This window comes from Aeoliella straminimaris (assembly GCF_024054565.1).
GTDB classification, from domain to species: domain Bacteria; phylum Planctomycetota; class Planctomycetia; order Pirellulales; family Lacipirellulaceae; genus Aeoliella; species Aeoliella straminimaris.
Genome location: NZ_JAMXLR010000082.1, coordinates 21,745 through 39,396, shown reverse-complemented (window position 1 = coordinate 39,396; position 17,652 = coordinate 21,745). Strand labels below are relative to the sequence as shown.

Annotated in this window: 19 protein-coding genes and 1 tRNA gene; 6 read left to right on the top strand and 14 right to left on the bottom strand. The window is 61.4% G+C overall.

Features of this window, described 5'->3' with window-relative positions; genetic code table 11:
* Window positions 1–156 precede the first annotated feature (156 nt).
* The 3 genes from NG895_RS30680 (at window position 157) to NG895_RS24115 (ending at window position 2,720) form a co-directional block, all read left to right on the top strand.
* Entirely contained in the window at window positions 157–813 is a 657-nt protein-coding gene (locus tag NG895_RS30680) for a response regulator transcription factor (RefSeq protein WP_252855112.1), read from the top strand.
* An 83-nt stretch (window positions 814–896) separates the two neighbouring features.
* Window positions 897–2,009 (top strand): DNA-processing protein DprA, encoded by a 1,113-nt coding sequence (dprA, locus tag NG895_RS24120; protein ID WP_252855111.1) that lies wholly within the window; start codon window positions 897–899, stop codon window positions 2,007–2,009.
* A 93-nt stretch (window positions 2,010–2,102) separates the two neighbouring features.
* The gene (locus tag NG895_RS24115) at window positions 2,103–2,720 is read left to right on the top strand and encodes a hypothetical protein (protein WP_252855110.1); all 618 of its coding nucleotides are present in this window, start codon (window positions 2,103–2,105) and stop codon (window positions 2,718–2,720) included.
* Between the two features lie 31 nt (window positions 2,721–2,751).
* On the opposite strand, the gene NG895_RS24110 is transcribed toward NG895_RS24115, so the two are convergent.
* The 3 genes from NG895_RS24110 to NG895_RS24100 form a co-directional block, all read right to left on the bottom strand.
* Window positions 2,752–3,408 carry a class I SAM-dependent methyltransferase gene (locus NG895_RS24110; RefSeq protein ID WP_252855109.1) on the bottom strand — a complete coding sequence of 219 codons (657 nt, stop codon included), beginning with the start codon at window positions 3,406–3,408 and terminating at the stop codon, window positions 2,752–2,754.
* A gap of 11 nt (window positions 3,409–3,419) precedes the next feature.
* Window positions 3,420–4,703, bottom strand: coding sequence for a glycosyltransferase (locus tag NG895_RS24105; protein WP_252855108.1), 1,284 nt, complete (start codon window positions 4,701–4,703; stop codon window positions 3,420–3,422).
* A gap of 96 nt (window positions 4,704–4,799) precedes the next feature.
* Complete coding sequence (locus NG895_RS24100; protein WP_252855107.1) at window positions 4,800–5,180, bottom strand: hypothetical protein; 381 nt, start codon at window positions 5,178–5,180, stop codon at window positions 4,800–4,802.
* 221 nt (window positions 5,181–5,401) lie between these two features.
* Between NG895_RS24100 and NG895_RS24095 the strand changes: the two genes are divergently transcribed.
* Window positions 5,402–5,485, top strand: a tRNA-Leu gene (locus tag NG895_RS24095).
* Between the two features lie 554 nt (window positions 5,486–6,039).
* The gene (locus NG895_RS24090; RefSeq protein ID WP_252855106.1) at window positions 6,040–6,564 is read left to right on the top strand and encodes a ferritin; all 525 of its coding nucleotides are present in this window, start codon (window positions 6,040–6,042) and stop codon (window positions 6,562–6,564) included.
* 40 nt (window positions 6,565–6,604) lie between these two features.
* Here NG895_RS24090 and NG895_RS24085 read toward each other — a convergent pair whose 3' ends face one another.
* The 8 genes from NG895_RS24085 to NG895_RS24050 all read right to left on the bottom strand — a co-directional run bounded on the left by NG895_RS24085 (window position 6,605) and on the right by NG895_RS24050 (window position 12,637).
* The gene (locus NG895_RS24085) at window positions 6,605–6,802 is read right to left on the bottom strand and encodes a hypothetical protein (RefSeq protein ID WP_252855105.1); all 198 of its coding nucleotides are present in this window, start codon (window positions 6,800–6,802) and stop codon (window positions 6,605–6,607) included.
* A gap of 27 nt (window positions 6,803–6,829) precedes the next feature.
* On the bottom strand, window positions 6,830–7,033 hold the full coding sequence (locus tag NG895_RS24080) for a hypothetical protein (RefSeq protein ID WP_252855104.1): 204 nt from the start codon (window positions 7,031–7,033) through the stop codon (window positions 6,830–6,832).
* Window positions 7,011–7,862, bottom strand: coding sequence for a hypothetical protein (locus NG895_RS24075; protein WP_252855103.1), 852 nt, complete (start codon window positions 7,860–7,862; stop codon window positions 7,011–7,013). Before NG895_RS24075 ends, NG895_RS24080 begins: the two co-directional genes overlap by 23 nt.
* A gap of 5 nt (window positions 7,863–7,867) precedes the next feature.
* Window positions 7,868–8,359: a hypothetical protein gene (locus NG895_RS24070; protein WP_252855102.1), complete on the bottom strand. Its 492-nt coding sequence runs from the start codon at window positions 8,357–8,359 to the stop codon at window positions 7,868–7,870.
* A gap of 385 nt (window positions 8,360–8,744) precedes the next feature.
* The gene (locus NG895_RS24065; RefSeq protein WP_252855101.1) at window positions 8,745–9,530 is read right to left on the bottom strand and encodes a hypothetical protein; all 786 of its coding nucleotides are present in this window, start codon (window positions 9,528–9,530) and stop codon (window positions 8,745–8,747) included.
* A gap of 28 nt (window positions 9,531–9,558) precedes the next feature.
* Window positions 9,559–10,605: a flotillin-like protein FloA gene (floA, locus tag NG895_RS24060; RefSeq protein ID WP_252855100.1), complete on the bottom strand. Its 1,047-nt coding sequence runs from the start codon at window positions 10,603–10,605 to the stop codon at window positions 9,559–9,561.
* A gap of 284 nt (window positions 10,606–10,889) precedes the next feature.
* On the bottom strand, window positions 10,890–12,245 hold the full coding sequence (locus NG895_RS24055; protein WP_252855099.1) for an ATP-binding protein: 1,356 nt from the start codon (window positions 12,243–12,245) through the stop codon (window positions 10,890–10,892).
* Window positions 12,246–12,250: 5 nt separating this feature from the next.
* Window positions 12,251–12,637 carry a response regulator gene (locus NG895_RS24050; RefSeq protein WP_252855098.1) on the bottom strand — a complete coding sequence of 129 codons (387 nt, stop codon included), beginning with the start codon at window positions 12,635–12,637 and terminating at the stop codon, window positions 12,251–12,253.
* 654 nt (window positions 12,638–13,291) lie between these two features.
* Here NG895_RS24050 and NG895_RS24045 point away from each other — a divergent pair.
* Window positions 13,292–14,461 carry an HD-GYP domain-containing protein gene (locus NG895_RS24045; protein WP_252855097.1) on the top strand — a complete coding sequence of 390 codons (1,170 nt, stop codon included), beginning with the start codon at window positions 13,292–13,294 and terminating at the stop codon, window positions 14,459–14,461.
* Between the two features lie 53 nt (window positions 14,462–14,514).
* On the opposite strand, the gene NG895_RS30975 is transcribed toward NG895_RS24045, so the two are convergent.
* From NG895_RS30975 to NG895_RS24035, 3 genes are all read right to left on the bottom strand, one after another.
* Window positions 14,515–14,586 carry a PEP-CTERM sorting domain-containing protein gene (locus NG895_RS30975; RefSeq protein ID WP_425267256.1) on the bottom strand — a complete coding sequence of 24 codons (72 nt, stop codon included), beginning with the start codon at window positions 14,584–14,586 and terminating at the stop codon, window positions 14,515–14,517.
* A 135-nt stretch (window positions 14,587–14,721) separates the two neighbouring features.
* Window positions 14,722–15,834: a GNAT family N-acetyltransferase gene (locus tag NG895_RS24040; RefSeq protein ID WP_252855096.1), complete on the bottom strand. Its 1,113-nt coding sequence runs from the start codon at window positions 15,832–15,834 to the stop codon at window positions 14,722–14,724.
* 286 nt (window positions 15,835–16,120) lie between these two features.
* Entirely contained in the window at window positions 16,121–17,464 is a 1,344-nt protein-coding gene (locus tag NG895_RS24035; RefSeq protein ID WP_252855095.1) for a BBP7 family outer membrane beta-barrel protein, read from the bottom strand.
* Between the last annotated feature and the right edge of the window lie 188 nt (window positions 17,465–17,652).

Sequence of the window (17,652 nt, the reverse complement as noted above, 5' to 3'; positions counted from 1 at the left end):
TTTTTGATCCCTCAAAACCAGCAACTTTTTTGCGCTTACCAGTAGTCACGACTTCCCGCATCGACTATACATTTAACTGTCAGGGGGCGTTTGTCGGCACGTGTTTCGCACTGCCGGCAGGTCACAACGCCATTCCATGTAAGAGAGACCAGAAAGGTGAACTACATCCCTCGTCAAGCGGCGATCGTCGCTTCCAATCCCTCGGAAGCCGACTTTGCCGAAACCATCATTTCCTCCTACGGTTTTGAGGTGTCGCGTCACACCTCAACCTCTTCTCTAGCACAGCACATTCAGGATCAATCTTCCACCGGTCACACGACGGGTACTCCCGACATTGCCATTCTCACTGGTTCAGGTTCCGATCTGTCTCAGGCGAGTGTCGATGCGCTTGCCCACATGTTGCCGGTGATGGTTACCACTTCGTCTACCACGGTGGAAGACGCAGTCGACCTGATGAAGCACGGTGCGAAAGACGTGGTCGTGTTGCCGTGTAGTCGCGAAGAGTTTTGGAACCGCGTGAGCCAAACCCTCAAAGCATCGGGGGCCGAAGCGGCATGCAGAGCGGTGCAAGCCGAAATGCAGTCGCGTATGGATTTGCTTACCCCGGCCGAGAACGAGGTGGTGGAAGCCATGCTCGACGGCCTGGCCAACAAGCAGATCGCCCAGCGGCTGAGCATCGGTCTGAGAACGGTGGAACTCCGCCGATCGAAGATCATGCGCAAGATGCAGGCCAAGAGCGTCGCCGAATTGGTGAAGTTCATTTGCCTGTCCGGCCGACTTGGCGCAAAAGCCGAAGCTTGCTGCAACGACTAGACGCATCAATTACTGGCAAACCGCGAATCGCGAGACTAGGATGACATTTGTTATCCCTGGTCCCGTGATTCGTTGGGTGCCCTATGTCTGATTGGCCAGCTGAGCTGCTAGCCGATGTCCGGCTGAGCTTGGTCAAGGACATTGGGCCACGGCTGTCTCAGAATTTGCGGGCTGCGTTTGGTTCTTCCCAAGCGGTCTTTCAGGCTAGTGGCGAACAATTGCTCGCCGTCGATGGCATTGGCCCCAAGCTGGTTGGTCGCATCGCTGCTGCGCCTTCGATAAAAGACGTGGAGACGGAGCTCCGTCTGGCCGAGCGAAGCGGCATTCGCCACCTTACCCGCTCCAGCGATTCCTATCCGGCGTCGCTGGCCCAGATCGACGATCCGCCGCAAGTGCTCTACCTGCGGGGAGAATTACTGCCAGACGACGCGATGGCCGTGGCCATGGTCGGCACCCGGCATGCCACAAAGTATGGCTTGGAACAGGCGGCGCTGCTGGCAGCAGGGCTCGCTCGGGCCGGTGTTACGGTGGTTAGCGGGCTCGCCCGGGGTATCGACGCCGCGGCCCATCGTGGTGCGCTCGACGCCGGTGGGCGGACTATCGCCGTGATTGCAGGTGGTCTGCTCGAGGTCACCCCGGCTGAGAATCGCAAACTGGCTGAGGAAATCGCGACCTCTGGTTGCCTGCTGAGCGAAGCCCCACCGCGTCGCCCACCCGTGGCTGGCTCGTTCCCGCAGCGCAATCGACTGATCAGTGGCCTGTCGCTGGGCATCGTGGTCGTCGAAGCGGACGACCGCTCCGGCGCGCTAATCACCGCACGTCATGCCGCCGAGCAGGGACGCGATGTGTTCGCCGTGCCCGGGTCGCTGGCGAATCGTCAGTCGCGGGGATGCCACCGGCTGATTCAGGATGGCGCGAAGCTGGTGATGAGCGTCGACGACATTCTCGGCGAACTGAGCCACCCGGCCGCACCGATCCCGTTGGCCGATGGTGGCGAGCTCCGCCACGCGGCCGAGCTGGCACTGAATGACGTGGAACGTCAGGTGCTCGGTGCCATCGAGACGGCAAACACGCAGATCGACGACGTGGTGGTCCAATCGGGATTGCCCGTGCACCGTGTGCTCTCGACGATCAGTGTCCTGGAAATGCGGAAACTCATCCGCCGGGTGAGCGGTACGCAGGTCATGCGAATCTAAATCTGCGGGCCAGTCGGACCACGCTGCTAGCATCGCGGGGGTGAAGCTACGGGCCACCGCCAGCCGATAAACCTCGGAGAAAGGAATCTGCCCATGTATTGCAGCGAATGCGGACACCAGGCGGCCGGCAAGTTCTGTTCGAACTGTGGGACGCCGCTCGGCATCGTGGACGTGACGCTCGAGCCGGATTTCGATTGGCGCGAGTCGTGCGACTACGCGCGGATCGTCGACGAGCCGGAAGTTCGCCAGCGGATCGCCGCCGCCAAGGCTGCTGCGGAGGGCAACGTGTCGGGTTCGCAGATGTTGGAGTTGGTCGACGCCGTGGCGTCGCCGCTGATGGGGGGGCTATCGAGCGTTACCATCGCCAAGGTCGCCCAACCGATTACCACCCGGCTCGGCTTCAAGACGGGCAAAGAGCGGCGCGAGTTCATCTTGCTTCCGCCCGGCGTCGTGTTGGCCAACGTGGCCGTGGCACTGGAGTCGATCGAGCACACGCTCGCGAGTGTCGACCACGACCACCAGCAATGCGTGCTGGAAGCCACGCTGCCAGCCGATTTGCGGGCGATGGCTGCCAAATTGTCGATTCGCGTGCAGCGCGCCGAGCAGGGCAGTTGGTTGGCCGCCGCCGCCATGGTGCACGGCGCCTGGTACGACTGGGGCAAGTGCCAGAAGGGGCTCGACCACCTGTTCCAGAAACTTTGCGCGGCATGACGCTGGGGCCTCATCCGTAGCGCGGCAACGTTCAGGTTCGCGCGGACCAGGTCCAGTGCCGATCGGACGTGGCCGCTACCGACTGCGGGTCGAAACCTCGCGCGGCGACCAGGTCGCGGACTTCGTCTACGGTGAGCGCCGCTCGCAACGAGTCGGCGAACATCTGCCGGGCGTGGGACGCTTCGCCGCCGGCATAGGCCGTCACCAGGTGCTGCCACTCGGTTTCGTCGGCGGGGCGAAACAAATCGCGGACAAAAATCAGGCCGCCTGGCTTGGACAACTCCACAATGCGGTCGAACATCACGGCCGGCTCGGGCAGGTGGTGGGCCAGGCTGTTGCTCATCACAACGTCGAACTTGCCAGTCGCTGGCTGCTTCGCATCGGCTAGTGACAGTTCAATCTGTTCCTCCAGCAGGGCCCGCGTCACGTTCCGCCGCGCGACATCCAGCATGTGCGCCGCAGCATCGATAGCCGTAACGCGGATGCGCGGATCGCGGCGGCAGAGTTCGATCGGAATCTGCGCGGTCCCCGTGCCGAGGTCCACCACCGCCAGGTGCGAGTCGATCGCTCCCCACCCGGCCAGCAGATCGTCGACGAACACCCGGTTTACCTCCGAGTGATCCATTTGATCGTAGTCCACCGCCTCTTCGAGCGTGTCCATCAATTCAGGTTCGAGTTCTCTTTGCATGGTGCTTAGTTTCACCTCAACTTGTCATACCACTGGTTCACAAACGCCACGGCCTCTGCCACGCCATGTTCCTGCCGGATGCGATCGCCCAGCTCTGCCGCCTTGGCGTGCATGGTGGGGTTGTCCATTGTTTGCTGGATGGCAGTACTTAGTCGCTCGGCGGTTAATCGCCGCTGCGCGATGGGGGGAGGGCCGACTCCAAGCTTCGCGACGACATTACCCCAGAATGGCTGGTCGCCAAAAAAGGGGCAGATGATCTGAGGTTTGCCCGCCCGCAGGGCCGCGGCCGTGGTGCCACAACCGCCATGATGCACCACCGCCCGCATCCGCGTAAACAGCCAGTCGTGCGGGGCCGAGTCGATGAACAGCACGTTGTCGCCGAGCGCGCGTGCGGGTGGCTCCAATCCACCCCAGCCGCGCAACAGTATGGCTCGCACGCCCGTTTGTTGCACCGCTTGCAGGATTAACTCCGCGACGCGTTGGGGAGACCGCCCGAAGATGCTGCCGAACCCAAAGTAAACCGGCGGCGGACCGTCGTTCAGGAAGTCGACCAGTTCCTTCGGGGGTGTCCAATCCTGCTGCTCGTCGAGAAACCAGAACCCGGTGGCCTGCGCCCAGTCGGGCCAGTCGCTTGGCTGCGGGATCACCAGTGGGCTGTAGGCCTGCAGTATGGGAATGGGGCGCCCGTCGGGCAACTGCAGCTTCAGCGCCGGGCTGCGGGCGGCGAGGCCATGCTGGGTGCGCCACCGCTTCACCCGACCACTCACCAGTCGGAATGCTCCCCGAACCAAGCGGTAAGTGAAGCGGTTGTACCAACCCCCCAGGGGCCACTCCGGAAATCGGGCGACGGGGAACTCGCTGGTGGGCGCAAACATCGGCAGGTAGAACGCCAGGATGCAGGGTACGCCCAACTTTTCGGCGAAGTCCGCCGCGCCGGCTACCTTGGGGTGGTAGATAACAAGGTCGGGCGCATGCTGCTCGCAGGCCGCCCACATGTCGTCCATTTGGCGACGCACCATGGCACCCAGTTTCGGCCCCAGTCTAATGGCCGTGGCGATGGTCTCCCTCAGGTTGGCCGAGTTCTCCATGGCGATCTTGCCATCTTCGGAGTGCAAGAACTCGATCAACTCGTTGTTCACGTACCCGTACTCGAGTCCATGCGCGCGGATAAACGGTTCGAAGTGCTCGCAAGTCGCCAGAACAACCTGATGCCCCGCGGCGATTAAACCTTTGCCTAGGGCAACGAATGGCTGCACGTCGCCTCGCGTGCCGAGGGTGGCGATGATAATCTTCAACCGGCGAACTCAGGGCATGGAATGAGCGGGGGGCGTACCACCGTGAGTATACCGCACCCAGGCCTGCCAAGCCCAACGGCGTGGGGCCACGCGGCCCTACGGCGTGGCCACCTGCTCAATTCGAGTGACCTGGCTGCCGGAAAGCGACCAGGTGTTGCTGCTCGGGTCCTTGGTAAGCGTGAGCGTTTCCAACGTGGCGGTTGCCAGCACGGTCGACGTGTGCTGGATGCGGACCGTCACCTCGCCCGTTAGCGGCATGGAGGGCTCCCCGGCGCCGGCTACGGGCTCGAACTGGGCCTCGGCCAGTGCCGGCCACATCTGGTCGACGGGAGTGAAGTCGGGCACCGCGGTGTGCCCCTCCAGCACCGCGGCACCATCGACTTCGATTATCACCGTCAGCAGCCGCTGACCAACGTGAGTGCAGGACAGCATGGGAAGAGCCAGTAGCAGGACGCCAAGCTGACGGCGGGCGGACATGGCGTGGATCTCCTGCGGAGTGGGTCGGGGCGGCTATTGGGTACGAGGCGGGTCTACCCGATAGACGCCCGGCGGCATTTCGGAGTTCCGCGACCCTGCCAAAATCCTGTTTCGCCCCCCGAACCTGGGCACGTGCCAGAGGTCCTGAGTAGGGGCTGCGGGCGGTTGACCCCCGGGGCCGGGTGGTTAGACTTTAGGTTCGGTCGAATTGACCGCAGATTGGGCCCGTGGCGGAATAGGCAGACGCGCATGCTTGAGGGGCATGTGCCCGCAAGGGCGTGCTGGTTCGACTCCAGTCGGGCCCACTGTATCTGGCCAACCGGACTTTCTCAGCCGCCGGCATCGAGTCGCTCCCTCTGGGCGACGTGACCCCGCGGCCGCCGCCTGAGAAAGACCCGTTTGGCGTGGGGCGGTCTGGCCAACCGGACTTTCTCCGCCCACCGCATCGAGTCGCTCTCTCTGGGCGACGTGACCCCGCGGCCGCCGCCTGAGAAAGACCCGTTTGGCGTGGGTGCTTTGGCCAACCGGACTTTCTCAGCCCACCGCATCGAGTCGCTCCCTTTGGGCGACGTGACCCCGCACGGCCACCGGAGAGAGACCTGTTTGCCGCTGCGATTCTTGCTTGCGGTCTTCACGACGTGAGGCACCTGCAACTTGCGATTGAGTCCCAACTGCATTTGTCGCTGCGTAGTGGCAAACTCCTGTGTAGTGCTTTGCTGGGGCCATTTGTCGCTCTCCGCCCGATCGGTTATCCTTCACACCCGGGGCAGCGATGGCTAGCCACAGGCACGCGTTGGAGATCTCTCGTCACGCGTCGCTGCACCTCCGCCATTATGCGACTAATCATGAAGGAATACCGATGTCCAGCCTCTCGCAAGTGATGGCCGATGCCATTAACGAGCAGATCAACAACGAACTGTTTGCGTCCTACAGCTATCTGGGGATGAGCGCCTATTGCGAGCACGAGCAGTTTACCGGTTGTGCTCACTGGATGCGGATGCAGAGCCAGGAAGAGTATGGCCATGCCATGCGGTTGTATGACTTCCTGATTGCCCGCGGCGCCCGCGTGAAGCTGGCCCCGATTGTCGAGCCGCAGTCCGAATTCGAATCGGTGCCCGAGGTGTTCAATACCGCCTACGCGCAAGAGCAGAGCGTTACCGGCCAGATCGAGAAGCTCTACGAGCTGGCGTTCCAAGAGAAGGCCTTTGCCGCTTTGGTAGAGCTCGAGTGGTTCATCAAGGAGCAGGTGGAAGAAGAGAAAACCACCCGCGACATCGTGCACAAGTTCGGCCTGGTGGCCGACGATCCGGCTTCGCTACTGGACCTCGACCGTGAGTTGGGAACTCGTGCTAGCGGCGACAGCCCGACAGCGGCGGGAGAGTAGTGGCGCGCGGCCCCGCCGACGGAGTGCAGCAGGGGATCGCTCAGGGACCGCTGGCTGCGTCCCAGAGCTGGAAGGGACTGAAACTGCCATCGGTGTAGACGGTCCATTCCAATAGCAGGAACAGGCAGGCCATCATCAGGGCCAGGGCGGAGATGCCCAGCAGAGCGGTGTAGATGTTGCTCTTGGGCTTCTGCACCACCATCGAGCGTGGTTGATCGGAAATCTCGGGCTGCGACACGTCGCACCTCTTCAAAGCGTGAGTAAACTATTTGGCCGAGGTCACGACGCCGAACCAGCCGCTAGTCGCGCCGTAGTCTTCGGCGGACTGGCCGATATCCATCATCAGCAGGATGCAGGCGATCGCCAGGCAAATGGCGGCCATGCCCATCAGGCCGGTGTACACGTTGCTCTTGGGCTTTTGGCCCGACGCCACGGGGCGTCCGGGGCTAGTTAAGTCGGGTTGCGACACGATCACCCTCCTGAATGTTGCCCTTCTTCAAGTTACGCAGCACCCGAGCGTAGGCCCGGTCGCCATTGGTGCTCAGCACCTCGGCGCGGCCCAGCCATTTGGACTGGCCGGGCTCGGCAGCGGTTCGGAAGATCTCGACGGTATGCTCGGGCTTGATACCGTCGTCCGAACCGATGGTAATTTCAATGGTTTCATCACCACCACGGCGAGAGATGGAGCTGATGTAGCCTTCGACGGTGGGCTTGGTGTCGCCAACCAGCATGTTGGGGTCGAGCCCTTCACGCCGCATGACGATTGCCATGTTAGCAACTTTTTCGGTTAGCTCATTTATCAACTCGGTGGCCGAGGTCAGCTTCACTTCGGTGTCGTGCAGCTTGGACGTGGCGGCGACGGTCTGCTCGAACGCTTTGTCCGAAGCTTCCTGGGCAGCGATGATGTTTCGCTGCAGCACGGTGTTTTCGTCCGCCAGTCGCTCGGCGTTGGCCTGCGTGGACGATACAGCGACCGTGGCGTCGCGGCTTTCCTGCTTCAGGCGTTGGCTTTCGGCCTGCAGATCCTCGTTCTGTGCCAAGAGCGTTGTCCGCGCGGATTGCAGATGGCCGATTTCCTGCGTCGCAGCATCGATTTGCCGTTGCAGTTCGCGTTCGGTGAGCTGCGTCTTGCTCTCCAGTCGCTTGTACTCCGCGTCCTTCTGCTGCAATTGCTGTTGCGATTTGACGTAGGAGTCGTGCCAGTTCTTTTGGGTCGAATAGACCGCCATCGCCAGCACCATGAACAGCACACTCATCAGCAGGATGATGAGTACGAATATTTTTCCGATGAGATTCATTTCGGCTAGTTTCCTCCGGCTTGCTCGACTAGTTGAGCGTTACGTTCCAACTCGGTTTCGAGCATCATTTTGGCTTCGTGCAGCTGGCTGGTTGCACGTACGGTTTCGTCGAATGCTGCATTGGTCGCTTGCATCGTGCCGGCGATATCCTGCTGCAATTGAGCATTAGTTTCTGCTAACTGTTTGTTCTTGGCCTGCGTCGACGCCACGGCAGTGGTCAGGTCGCGGCGCTGTTGGCGAAGATCGTCGATCTGCGCTTGGGCTGCAGCGTTACGGTTGGCAAGCGCCGCCCGTTCGTTCTCCAGCTTAATCACTTGTTGCTGGGCCGTGTCGATCTCGAGTTCCAGGTTGCTTTCCAGTCGCTTGTAGTCGGTCTCCAGCGTTTCCAGATCTTGGCGAAGTTGCGTGATCTGAGTGTTCTGGTTCGTCATGGTTGCCGACCAGTTCTTGTGGGTCGCAAACACGGCAGTAGCCACACCCAAGAACGCAATGCTCATGAGCGTTACCAGGACGACCAGTATCTTCCCGAGGAGATTCATCTATTCGGCGAGCTTTCCCACCGGAGCCGAAGCGGCAGGGTGGAGGGTAAATAAGAAAACGCGAACGCCGGCCGCGACTCGGCCTGCAGTCCGCAAAGGGTGTTCCGCGGTAGGCAGCCTCAGCCTGGATAAGGGGTGGCGGCCGCCGACAAAAGGGTCGTTGGCCAGTCACCGAATTATTCATCCAAGGCTCTTCGCAGTATAGTCAGGGCCGGAAAGCCCTGTCAATTTAGGAGGTTTAAGCAATTATCACCTCCGTGCCTGGAGACCACCGGTTGTGACGGACATGACACCTGGCGCAGCTGCTTTGTGCTATATTTTGCCCCGGTTTAGGGGCTACTGACTACCAGCGATCGGCTGGTCGATTGAGCACCTCGCTCAGAATGACCGCTTGCTGGACTCCTTGGGGAGTCGAGAGCAGCTCGACCAGACTGTCGGCCAGGGCAGTCGGCGACGCTTGAGCCGATTTCGTTGCCAGGTCTGCGGCTTCCCGCGCCTCACGGCGGGCGGAGAGGGAACCTAGCCCGTGGTCGAATTTCTGATGCAGCCGGGCCTCCAGCCGCTCGTCGGAGTGGGCCACCACCTCGCCCAGGTGCGAGGCCCGTTCGGCGAATTCGCCCTGCTTCATGTGTTCGGAGACGTGTTCCGCTACTGACTCTTGGTGTACCCGAGCTGGCTCGGGGCGGGAGTCGGGCTGGGATAGCGGCCGTTGCTTGCGATGCGACTGGCGAGGGCGATTGTCCACGTCGAAGCCCGAATCGTCCTCGATCAACTCGATCTGGGGCTGGCGGGGGCGCTGCCGCTGCTGGGGGCGGGGTTGCTGGCGGGCGGGGCGTTGCTCGCGGTCTTCCTCGCCCACGCGACGCAGGAATTCCTCCACCTCCGACCGGATGTTCTCCTGCGGCCGCTGGCGTGCCGCTCCGGCATCGACCGGTTCCAGCCTCACATCGTCGTCAAGCGGCTGCGGACGAGGGCGGGGCCGCGGTCGTTGCTGGTCGGCCCGCCGCTGAACTTCCTTCGACTCGCGAAACATCTTCGCCACACCCGACGCCAGGATCACCAGGAAGAAAATCACCTGGATAATCGGGCCGAGGTCGAGAGCCAGAATGAGTGGAAGTTGGGGAAGCATGCTATCTCGTGTGGGGGACTGCGAGTAATCAGCCCGCGGTTCGTTTGACGCCTGCGCCGGCAATGGCTTCACGCATTTCGGTATCGGCTTGTACGTTCTGCAACTTGTAGTAATCGAGAATGCCCAAGCGGCCGGTCTGAAACGCCTCGGCCATGGCCTTGGGCACTTCGGCCTCGGCTTCGACCAGCGTGGCCCGGTTTTGTTCGATCGTGGCGATGTTTTCCTGTTCGGTAGCCACCGCGTAGGCTCGACGTTTTTCGGCGTTGGCCTGAGCCACGCGCGTGTCGGCCTCGGCCTTGTCGGCTTGCAGGCGGGCGCCGATGTTGTCGCCGACATCGATGTCCGCAATGTCGATCGATACGATCTCGAACGCTGTCTGCGAGTCGAGCCGACGAGCGAGCACCGCCTTCGAGATGCGATCGGGATTCTCCAGCACATCGGCGTGCGTATCGGCCGAACCAATGGCGCTGACGATGCCTTCGCCCACCCGCGCGACGATGGTCTCTTCAGTGGCACCACCAATCAACTGGTCGAGGTTGGCCCGCACGGTGACACGGGCCTTAACCTTGAGCTGAATGCCGTTCTTGGCGACCGCGTCCAGCGATGGCTTTTTGCTGCTCTTGCTGGGGCAGTCGATCACCCGCGGGTAAACGCTGGTCTGTACCGCTTCGAGGATGTTTCGCCCGGCCAGGTCGATGGCCGTGGCCTTTTTGAAGTCGAGGTCGATAATCTTGGCCTTACGTGCGGCGATCATCGAGCGAATCACCAGCGGCACGTTTCCGCCAGCCATGTAATGCGCTTCCAGGCCTTTGGTGGTCAGGCCTTCATCGTCGGTCAGGCCGGCCTGCACGGCCATGATCTTGCTCCGCACAATCACCGCTGGGTTCACCTTGCGGAAGGTCATGCGAATCAGGTCGAACAGGTCGATGCCCGCCTTGGTCATGTAGGACTGAATCCACAACCGGAAGTAGCGGGCGAAAATCGTCAGGAACACCAACGCCACGATGATGATCACGACGACGATGATGATGAGCAGCGTGCTGTTAATGGCTACTGGCGGTGCAATGAGGGTCATCGGGAGTCTGGCTGGCTCGTTCGGAGGAAGGGAAAACCGAAGCTCTGCCTTCAGTTGTACGCCCGCGGAGCGTCCCGTTCAAGCAGTCGACGTGCCCCAAGCAGGGGGCGCGGCCGGTCTGACGAGCGGAAGACGCTCGGCCGTCCGCGACCCACACCCAGCATAGTTCGCCAAGTTCCAAGATACTGGCTGCTTCGGAGAATACCGACCCGATTGCAGGGGATGCCAGCCAAGCAATGCCAGCGATGGCTGGCGGGTTGCGGTATCGCGGCGAAACGTGCCAGTTAGCAGCAGGCCTCTTGTGGCGAGACGGGCAGGCGGATGGTCACCTTGGCGCCTTGACCGGGCTGGCTCTCGATGGAAATAGAGCCACTGTGTTTGGTGACGATGCCATACGACACTGAGAGCCCCAGGCCGGAACCTTCGCCCACGTCTCTGGTCGTGAAGAAGGGGTCGAATATTTGGGCCACATGCTCTTCGGCGATACCAAGGCCATCGTCCACGATGGTAAACACCACGTCCTCGTCCACCGCATGGCTGCTGACCTGGATGTGCCCGCCCACGTCGACTACTTGTGCTGCGTTGGTTAGCACGTTGGCCAGTACCTGCCCGATCTCTCCCGAATTGCAGTACACGAGCGGCAGCTCGGCCAGGTCCTGTTGGATCTTGCATCCCTCGGGCAGCAGGCTCGCAACCAGCGTGCACGCGTTTTTGGCGATCAGGTTGACGTCGACTTCTGCAAAGCCGCTCTGATCCATGCTGGAGAATTCGTTGAGGCTCGTCACCACGGTTTTGATCCGCTTTACTCCGTCGCGGGCTTCGGCCACGACTTCCCGGGTTTCGTTCAGGATCTCCGCAAAATTATCGTCTTCGTTGTCAGGCGGAAGTCCGTCCGCTTCCAGTCGTTGTTTGATCTTTTCGTAGCGGTGCAGCAGTGCCTCGATCAGGGCGATATTCTCGTCCATGACCGACAGGTTCATGTCGACAAAGAACAGCGGTGTATTAATCTCGTGCGCTACGCCGGACGCCAGCACACCGATCGACGCCATCTTCTCCGCTTGCACCAGTTTCGCCTGCTGTTGGGCGAGGTGGCGATTGGCTTCTTTCAACTTGCCGTTGGTTTCTATCAACGAGGCGAGAGCCTCGTCGTAGGAGGCCGCCAGGCTCAGTCGCATTCGGTCCAGGCAGAAGAAGCACTCGATTTCGCCATGCGAAGTCTGCAGGACTGAATTGCCAGTGCGGAACTGCGGATAGCGAATTTCGCCAAAGTAAACCCTGGGCGAGGTGATGGTCAGCTTGGAGTAGCTGTCTTGCAGTTCGACGATCGCTTCGCCCACGATGACGTTTAACGTTTCGCTCAGGGCATCGCTGATCGCATGGCGAACTTCGTCCCGGTCGTCATCGGCAATCGGTTCGTCGTAGCCAATCATCCGGGCGGCCACTTCCTCGTCCATCGCCAACAGGTATTCGCCATACACGGTTCCCGTGTAGTACAGCGAGACGATGAACGACTTCTCGGTGTGGACGGAGCTTGCCTCTTCAACCGGCGATGCCACGCAATGGGCAGTGCCGAACATCTCACCAAGCAGGCGCTGGGTGATCTGCTGAAAGGCAGCGGTGTAGTCGACTATTTGGCCCATGGTGCTTAGCTGATCTGGGGTGCGGTGATGCCCAATGCAAGTTGCAGGCGTTGTTCGTCCTCGGAGTTGCCCATCCGAATCGGCTTCCGCAAGAACGTCGCTGCGCCCAGTTTCAGGCACTTCGCTACAGTTTCTTCATCCTGCACGGCCGACAACATCACCACCCGGGCGTCGGCGTCGATTTCGCGAATCCTGGTCAGGCATTCCAGGCCGTCCATGTTGGGCATGGTGATGTCGAGCAGGGTCACGTCGGGACGGTGTTGCTGGAACTGTTCCAGCGCTTCCAGGCCATCTCCGGCCACGCCAACCACCTGCACGCCCAGCGATTCCAACGCACTTTTCACGACCCGAGTCATGAACCTGCTGTCGTCAACTACAAGTACACTAACCACTTCTTGTGTCTCCTTGAGAGCCGACTTCGGCGCGGTTGGTGGGGGCATAACTGGGCCAATCTGCCACACGCCCGGGCCGCCCGCATCGGCCATGGTCGGGCTCACCAAACATAGACCGTAAAAACAGAGATGAAGGTGCGAATACCCGCTAATCCAGTTGAAAACTGCCATTGGAGGAATCAACTCCTGCTGTGGTTTACGCGTTCCTGAGTGTGCTTCTCCAGTCACGTCAAAGCAGGCATCTCTTGTCTTGTCAGCCGCGTCACCAGATGGCCAATGGCCATCACCGAACCGCTCCCGATGGGCGATGGTCGACAGGCTGCCAGGGTTTGGCTCCCTGCGCGGCGGTGCTGCAAATGGGAGTTGGTTGTACGGATTGCACAGCCCCTACAGCCGGGAGGCTGTTCCCATCGCACATCCCACAACTATGCCATTGTTGTCCGCTTGGTGGTTGTCCGCGTTCTATACTCTTGAGTGAGGTGTTCTGCATGCATCCGCGGGAGAGTGCTTGGTTGGCAACCGAAACGACGGGGCCATGCGAGTTCATACACTCTTGTTGATTTGCATCGCATCTTTTTGAACTTGTTGGGAGGTCGGATGGAGTCGCGCGACGCTGAAGGCGTCGGCTGTCGACCGCTGATGCACTCGAGTTTCATGAACAACAGAATTCTCTTTGTCGACGACGAGCTTTCGGTACTCAACGCGTACGTGAGAATACTCCGGCACCGAGGGTGTCGCTGGGACTTTGTGCTTGCCGAGTCAGGCGCCGACGCGCTCGAACGCATCCGTAGCGAGCGAATCGATGTCGTAATCTCCGATGTCGACATGCCCGGCATGACGGGGCTCGATCTGCTGTCCAAGCTGCAACTCGACCCCGCCACGCAAGACATTCCCTTCATCATCGTTACCGGCCGCGGCGAGACCGGACTGAAGACCCGTGCATTGGACATGGGAGCGGTCGACTTGCTGCTCAAACCGGTCGACAGCAACGAGCTGTTGGCGCGGCTGAACAATGCGTTGCGACTCAAAGCTTGTGCGGACGAATTGAAAGCGCAGAAGGAGTCGCTTGATCTGCAGGTTCAACAGCGCACCCATGAACTGGCCGACTCGCGACTCGAGATCATCTGGCGGCTCGCCAAAGCGGCCGAGTGTCGCGACGACGATACCGGCAATCATGTTCTTCGGGTGGGTACCTACAGTCGCCTGGTGGCCGAGGCCATGGGGTGGGCCCCGTCGGAGTGTGAAACCTTGTTGCTGGCGGCCACGTTACACGACATCGGCAAGATCGGCATTCCCGACGCCGTGCTTCGCAAGCCAGGCAAGCTGAACGGCGACGAATGGCACATCATGCAGCAACACTGCGAGATCGGGTGGAGCATCCTGGCCGAACAGGGACCTTCGCCGATGTGCCTCGACTCGGGAATCTACGACTGGAGTCCCGCCGAGCGTCACAGCAATCCACTGCTGCGAATGGCCGCCGATATTGCCATGTCGCACCACGAGCGTTGGGACGGCATGGGTTACCCGCACGGTCTGGCGGCAGATCGCATTCCGCTGACGGCCCGCATCGTGGCCATTGCCGACGTGTACGACGCTCTGCGTAGCGACCGCCCGTACAAGTCGCCGTACACCGAGGAGCACGCCCTGCAGATCATCAAGCGGGCGGGCGGACAGCACTTCGATCCGGATGTGCTGTTGGCCTTCCTCGCGGCGTACGACGATATTCGCCAAGCCGAGTCCGAGTATCGGCAATACGACGCGTCAGAGGCCGTGATTGCGGTTTCCGCGTCCAACGTGAGTTCCCGCCTGCACTTCACCATTTAGGTGGCCGCGCGATGGCAGCCAGGCAGGGCACCAATCGTGCGGTCCGCTTCGACTCAACACCGCCGGCGGGCGGCGTACCCCACCACCAGCAGGCCGGCCAGCACCAAGGTGCTGGGTTCGGGCACACGGGTGCCGATGATCTCGACGTCGTAGTCGTCGGGTCAAGCTCGGGGGACCAAATCGGCTTCGCGGTTGGGTGCACCAGACGTATCACGGGCGGCGAACCAGCGGCAGAGCCCCCCCGGGCGCCACGGTGCGGCTCATTTGCTCGCTACAGAGGTCTCGCCGCGGACCCAGCGGGCGAGCCTCAACGCCTGGCATCGCACCGCGGACAGGGGAGTGTAGGTTAGCTGGTGGCTCATCTGCTCGTCGGTTCGCAGCCGGCACTTAAACGGCTGATTGCCGGCGCCCAAATCAACGAGTGCGTCGCCTCGTTCGCAACTGTCGCGAAGCATCGCGGCCATCAGCAACATGCCCGCACTGAACTGCGATGCCTGGGGGGCGAAGCCCATCCGCAGTCCGGTGAGCCTACCACGGTGGAGGTAGTTGTAGTTGAACGCCACGGCTTGTCCATCAAGCAAGAGCAGGTTGAGGTCGAGCATGCCGAGCCGGGCGGCCGCGGCATGGGCATCGCGATAGAAGTCCCGGTACCGCGGGTGGCACAGCGTGTTGCCCCCCACCGAGTGCGATTGCCAGCTTTGCTCGGCCACTTGTTGGCATTGGTCGAACAGGTCCCATCGCGGTTGGCCATCGCCCTGTTGCCGCGACTGTGGACGGTGGCGGAGGTACTCGACGCCACTCGATTGCTGTACCTCACGGAGGTGCCGCCGCAACATGTGACGGGTCTTCGCGCTGCGACTCGCGAGGTAGGATTCCCAGTCGCCCGCCAGGTCGACCAGCGACGCAACGCCCATGGCTGTGACGGTGGGCCGCATGCCTCCGAGTGTCATGCTTTGGCGAGTTGGCTGGCCGTCGCCCATGTCGCCGATCGCACCGACAAGCTGCACCCGATCCCAATCGCGCGGTGCTTTGCCCAGATAAGCAATGGCCGCCGTCAGGGTAGCCATCGGTCGGTCGCCCAGGGGTGCGTAGAAGTTGTCCCATCCATCCAGTGGATAGGTCAGCGTACGCAGTGGGCCCAGGCGATGCTGCTGGGTGCGGACGCACAGCGGCACGATGCCGATCGCCTGGCCGTGTTCCTCGACCACCAGCACTCGCAGTCGCTGGTCGTCGCCAAAGTGCTGCCAGAAGATCTCCAGCCAATCGAGGGTCTGAAAGAACGTCGCATTCGCGGTCCGTGCCAGCAGCGCATTCCAGGTGGCGCGGTACGCGGCCAGGTCGCTCGGGTGGTTGATCTCGGTAACTTCGGCCATCGGGCTCTCGCGCGGAGATTTCTGGAGAGCCAGTTGTATTGCACGCCGCGTGCCGGAGGGGCCGAATTGGTAGGGTGGGAGGGCCGGTGCCGGTTATCAGCCCCTATGCCGTCTCCCAGGCACCACACCAGAGGTGGCCGCCTGTGGCGAAGCGTCAACATGTTGCGAAATGGCAACCGCTGTAGAGGGCATGAAAAAGGGCAAGCCAATAGTCGGTCGGTTCGCGACCTTTCTACTGGCTTGCCCTTGGTGGTCTGCCTTCGCCATGCGGCGCTTGGCCGGGCGATTAAAAGCTGCGTTCCACTCGCACGAAGGCACCGTGCAACAGCAGGCTGGCGTCGTTGTCGATGATGCGGACATCGTTGATGCCGCGGGTGTCGAAGTAAATCTGGTCGGTTGGCAGGGCAATGCCTGTCACGCCGATCATGCGGTAATCGGCTCCCAGTCGCCAGCAGTTACCGACGCGGCAGGTCACACCAGCGCCGAATTCGCCGAGGAACGCCAGGTCATTGGTGCTGGCGTTCACGATCATTGCTTGTCCGGCGTTGGGTCCGTTGTTGATCACGGCCGCACCGGCCGCACCACCTTCGAAATAGTTCATGGTAATGTGGTTGTTGTACAGACCCGCCTTACCGATCAAGCGAATGGTCCACCGCTGACCGATAGCACGTTCGGATATACCGCCCAGCTGGAAACCGAACAGTTGATTGTCGGTGTCGATATTGATGCGGTACTCGTCCAGGTCGCCATCGATAATCGTCTCGGTGGGATCGGACACGAAGCCGAGCGTTTCCTTAAACTTGAAGTAGCGGAAGCCGGCGAGGCTCTGGAACTGCCAGGGGCTGGCACAGCCGTTCTGACGGAACACGATCACGCGGTTGGCTTCCACGTTGTAGACTTCCCAGCCGCGGGTCAGACGGTGAATCTGAGCGGCATTCACGTTGGCGTCGGCCGTGCCGCCGTTGTAGTCGAGCTGGTCGTAGTTGCGGATACCATCCAGGAAGCCGGGGGCCAGATCGGCGCCCAGCATTTGGGTCGATTCATCACCGGGGAACAACTGCCAGTAGGTCAGCTCGAAACCAACGTTCGTGCAACAGTCGTACCAGCCAACCGTGGCTTCAACGCCAGGGGCAAAGTCCATGTCGGCGTTGGCGGCATCCACGTACTGGTCGTCTTCGTTCGCGCTGTCGTAAGAGAACGTGTAGTTGTCTTGCGGTTCGCGGGTGAGGAACAGGGCGCCCAGCGAAGCGTACCAGCAACGGGTGCAGGGAGTCGGGCAGGGATCGCAACTCGGTGCGGGACAGCAAGGTTCGTACGAGCTGTACGACTCGCAGCCACCCGACGATGGAACACCGCCGTGGTAGCCGGCCGGAGCCTGCAGATAGCTTGCCGTGTTGGGATTGGCGGCCGGGGTATAGCCTTGCGGGACCGGCGTGGGGGTGCCGGAGGCGACGCGGTAGCCACCCTGATAAGGCGTGGCTCGCGGTGCGACGTAGCTTTGCCAGTCGACGTTATTGGGAGCCGGGTTGTAAGCTCCACTAGCCGCTTGGGGGTAAGTCCCCTGAGCGTTGACTTGACTTACTGCCGCCAGCATTACAACGGCGACGGAGACGCAGATCGTGCGTGACATGCCGGACTTCCCTATCCATGTTGCGTGAAAGAGCGAGCCTGCCATTTGCACCCAACACATGCGTGTCGCAGACTCTCATACTCGTTGGAAGTCTATCGTAGTTTCACACGGCCTGCGGAAAGTTAAAACGCTCATCTTCGCGCGAACTTGACAAGCGGCCAGATTAAACACCACACAGGCCGACAGGT

Excerpts from the sequence above, each read along its gene's own strand:
- NG895_RS24055 (WP_252855099.1), bottom strand. The coding sequence starts at position 12,245 with ATGGGCCAAATAGTCGACTACACCGCTGCCTTTCAGCAGATCACCCAG.
- NG895_RS24110 (WP_252855109.1), bottom strand. The coding sequence starts at position 3,408 with ATGCAAAGAGAACTCGAACCTGAATTGATGGACACGCTCGAAGAGGCG.
- NG895_RS24075 (WP_252855103.1), bottom strand. The coding sequence starts at position 7,862 with ATGAATCTCATCGGAAAAATATTCGTACTCATCATCCTGCTGATGAGT.
- NG895_RS24040 (WP_252855096.1), bottom strand. The coding sequence starts at position 15,834 with ATGGCCGAAGTTACCGAGATCAACCACCCGAGCGACCTGGCCGCGTAC.
- NG895_RS24035 (WP_252855095.1), bottom strand. The coding sequence starts at position 17,464 with ATGTCACGCACGATCTGCGTCTCCGTCGCCGTTGTAATGCTGGCGGCA.
- dprA (WP_252855111.1), top strand. The coding sequence starts at position 897 with ATGTCTGATTGGCCAGCTGAGCTGCTAGCCGATGTCCGGCTGAGCTTG.
- NG895_RS24115 (WP_252855110.1), top strand. The coding sequence starts at position 2,103 with ATGTATTGCAGCGAATGCGGACACCAGGCGGCCGGCAAGTTCTGTTCG.
- NG895_RS24065 (WP_252855101.1), bottom strand. The coding sequence starts at position 9,530 with ATGCTTCCCCAACTTCCACTCATTCTGGCTCTCGACCTCGGCCCGATT.
- NG895_RS24070 (WP_252855102.1), bottom strand. The coding sequence starts at position 8,359 with ATGAGCATTGCGTTCTTGGGTGTGGCTACTGCCGTGTTTGCGACCCAC.
- floA (WP_252855100.1), bottom strand. The coding sequence starts at position 10,605 with ATGACCCTCATTGCACCGCCAGTAGCCATTAACAGCACGCTGCTCATC.
- NG895_RS24045 (WP_252855097.1), top strand. The coding sequence starts at position 13,292 with ATGAACAACAGAATTCTCTTTGTCGACGACGAGCTTTCGGTACTCAAC.
- NG895_RS24090 (WP_252855106.1), top strand. The coding sequence starts at position 6,040 with ATGTCCAGCCTCTCGCAAGTGATGGCCGATGCCATTAACGAGCAGATC.
- NG895_RS24100 (WP_252855107.1), bottom strand. The coding sequence starts at position 5,180 with ATGTCCGCCCGCCGTCAGCTTGGCGTCCTGCTACTGGCTCTTCCCATG.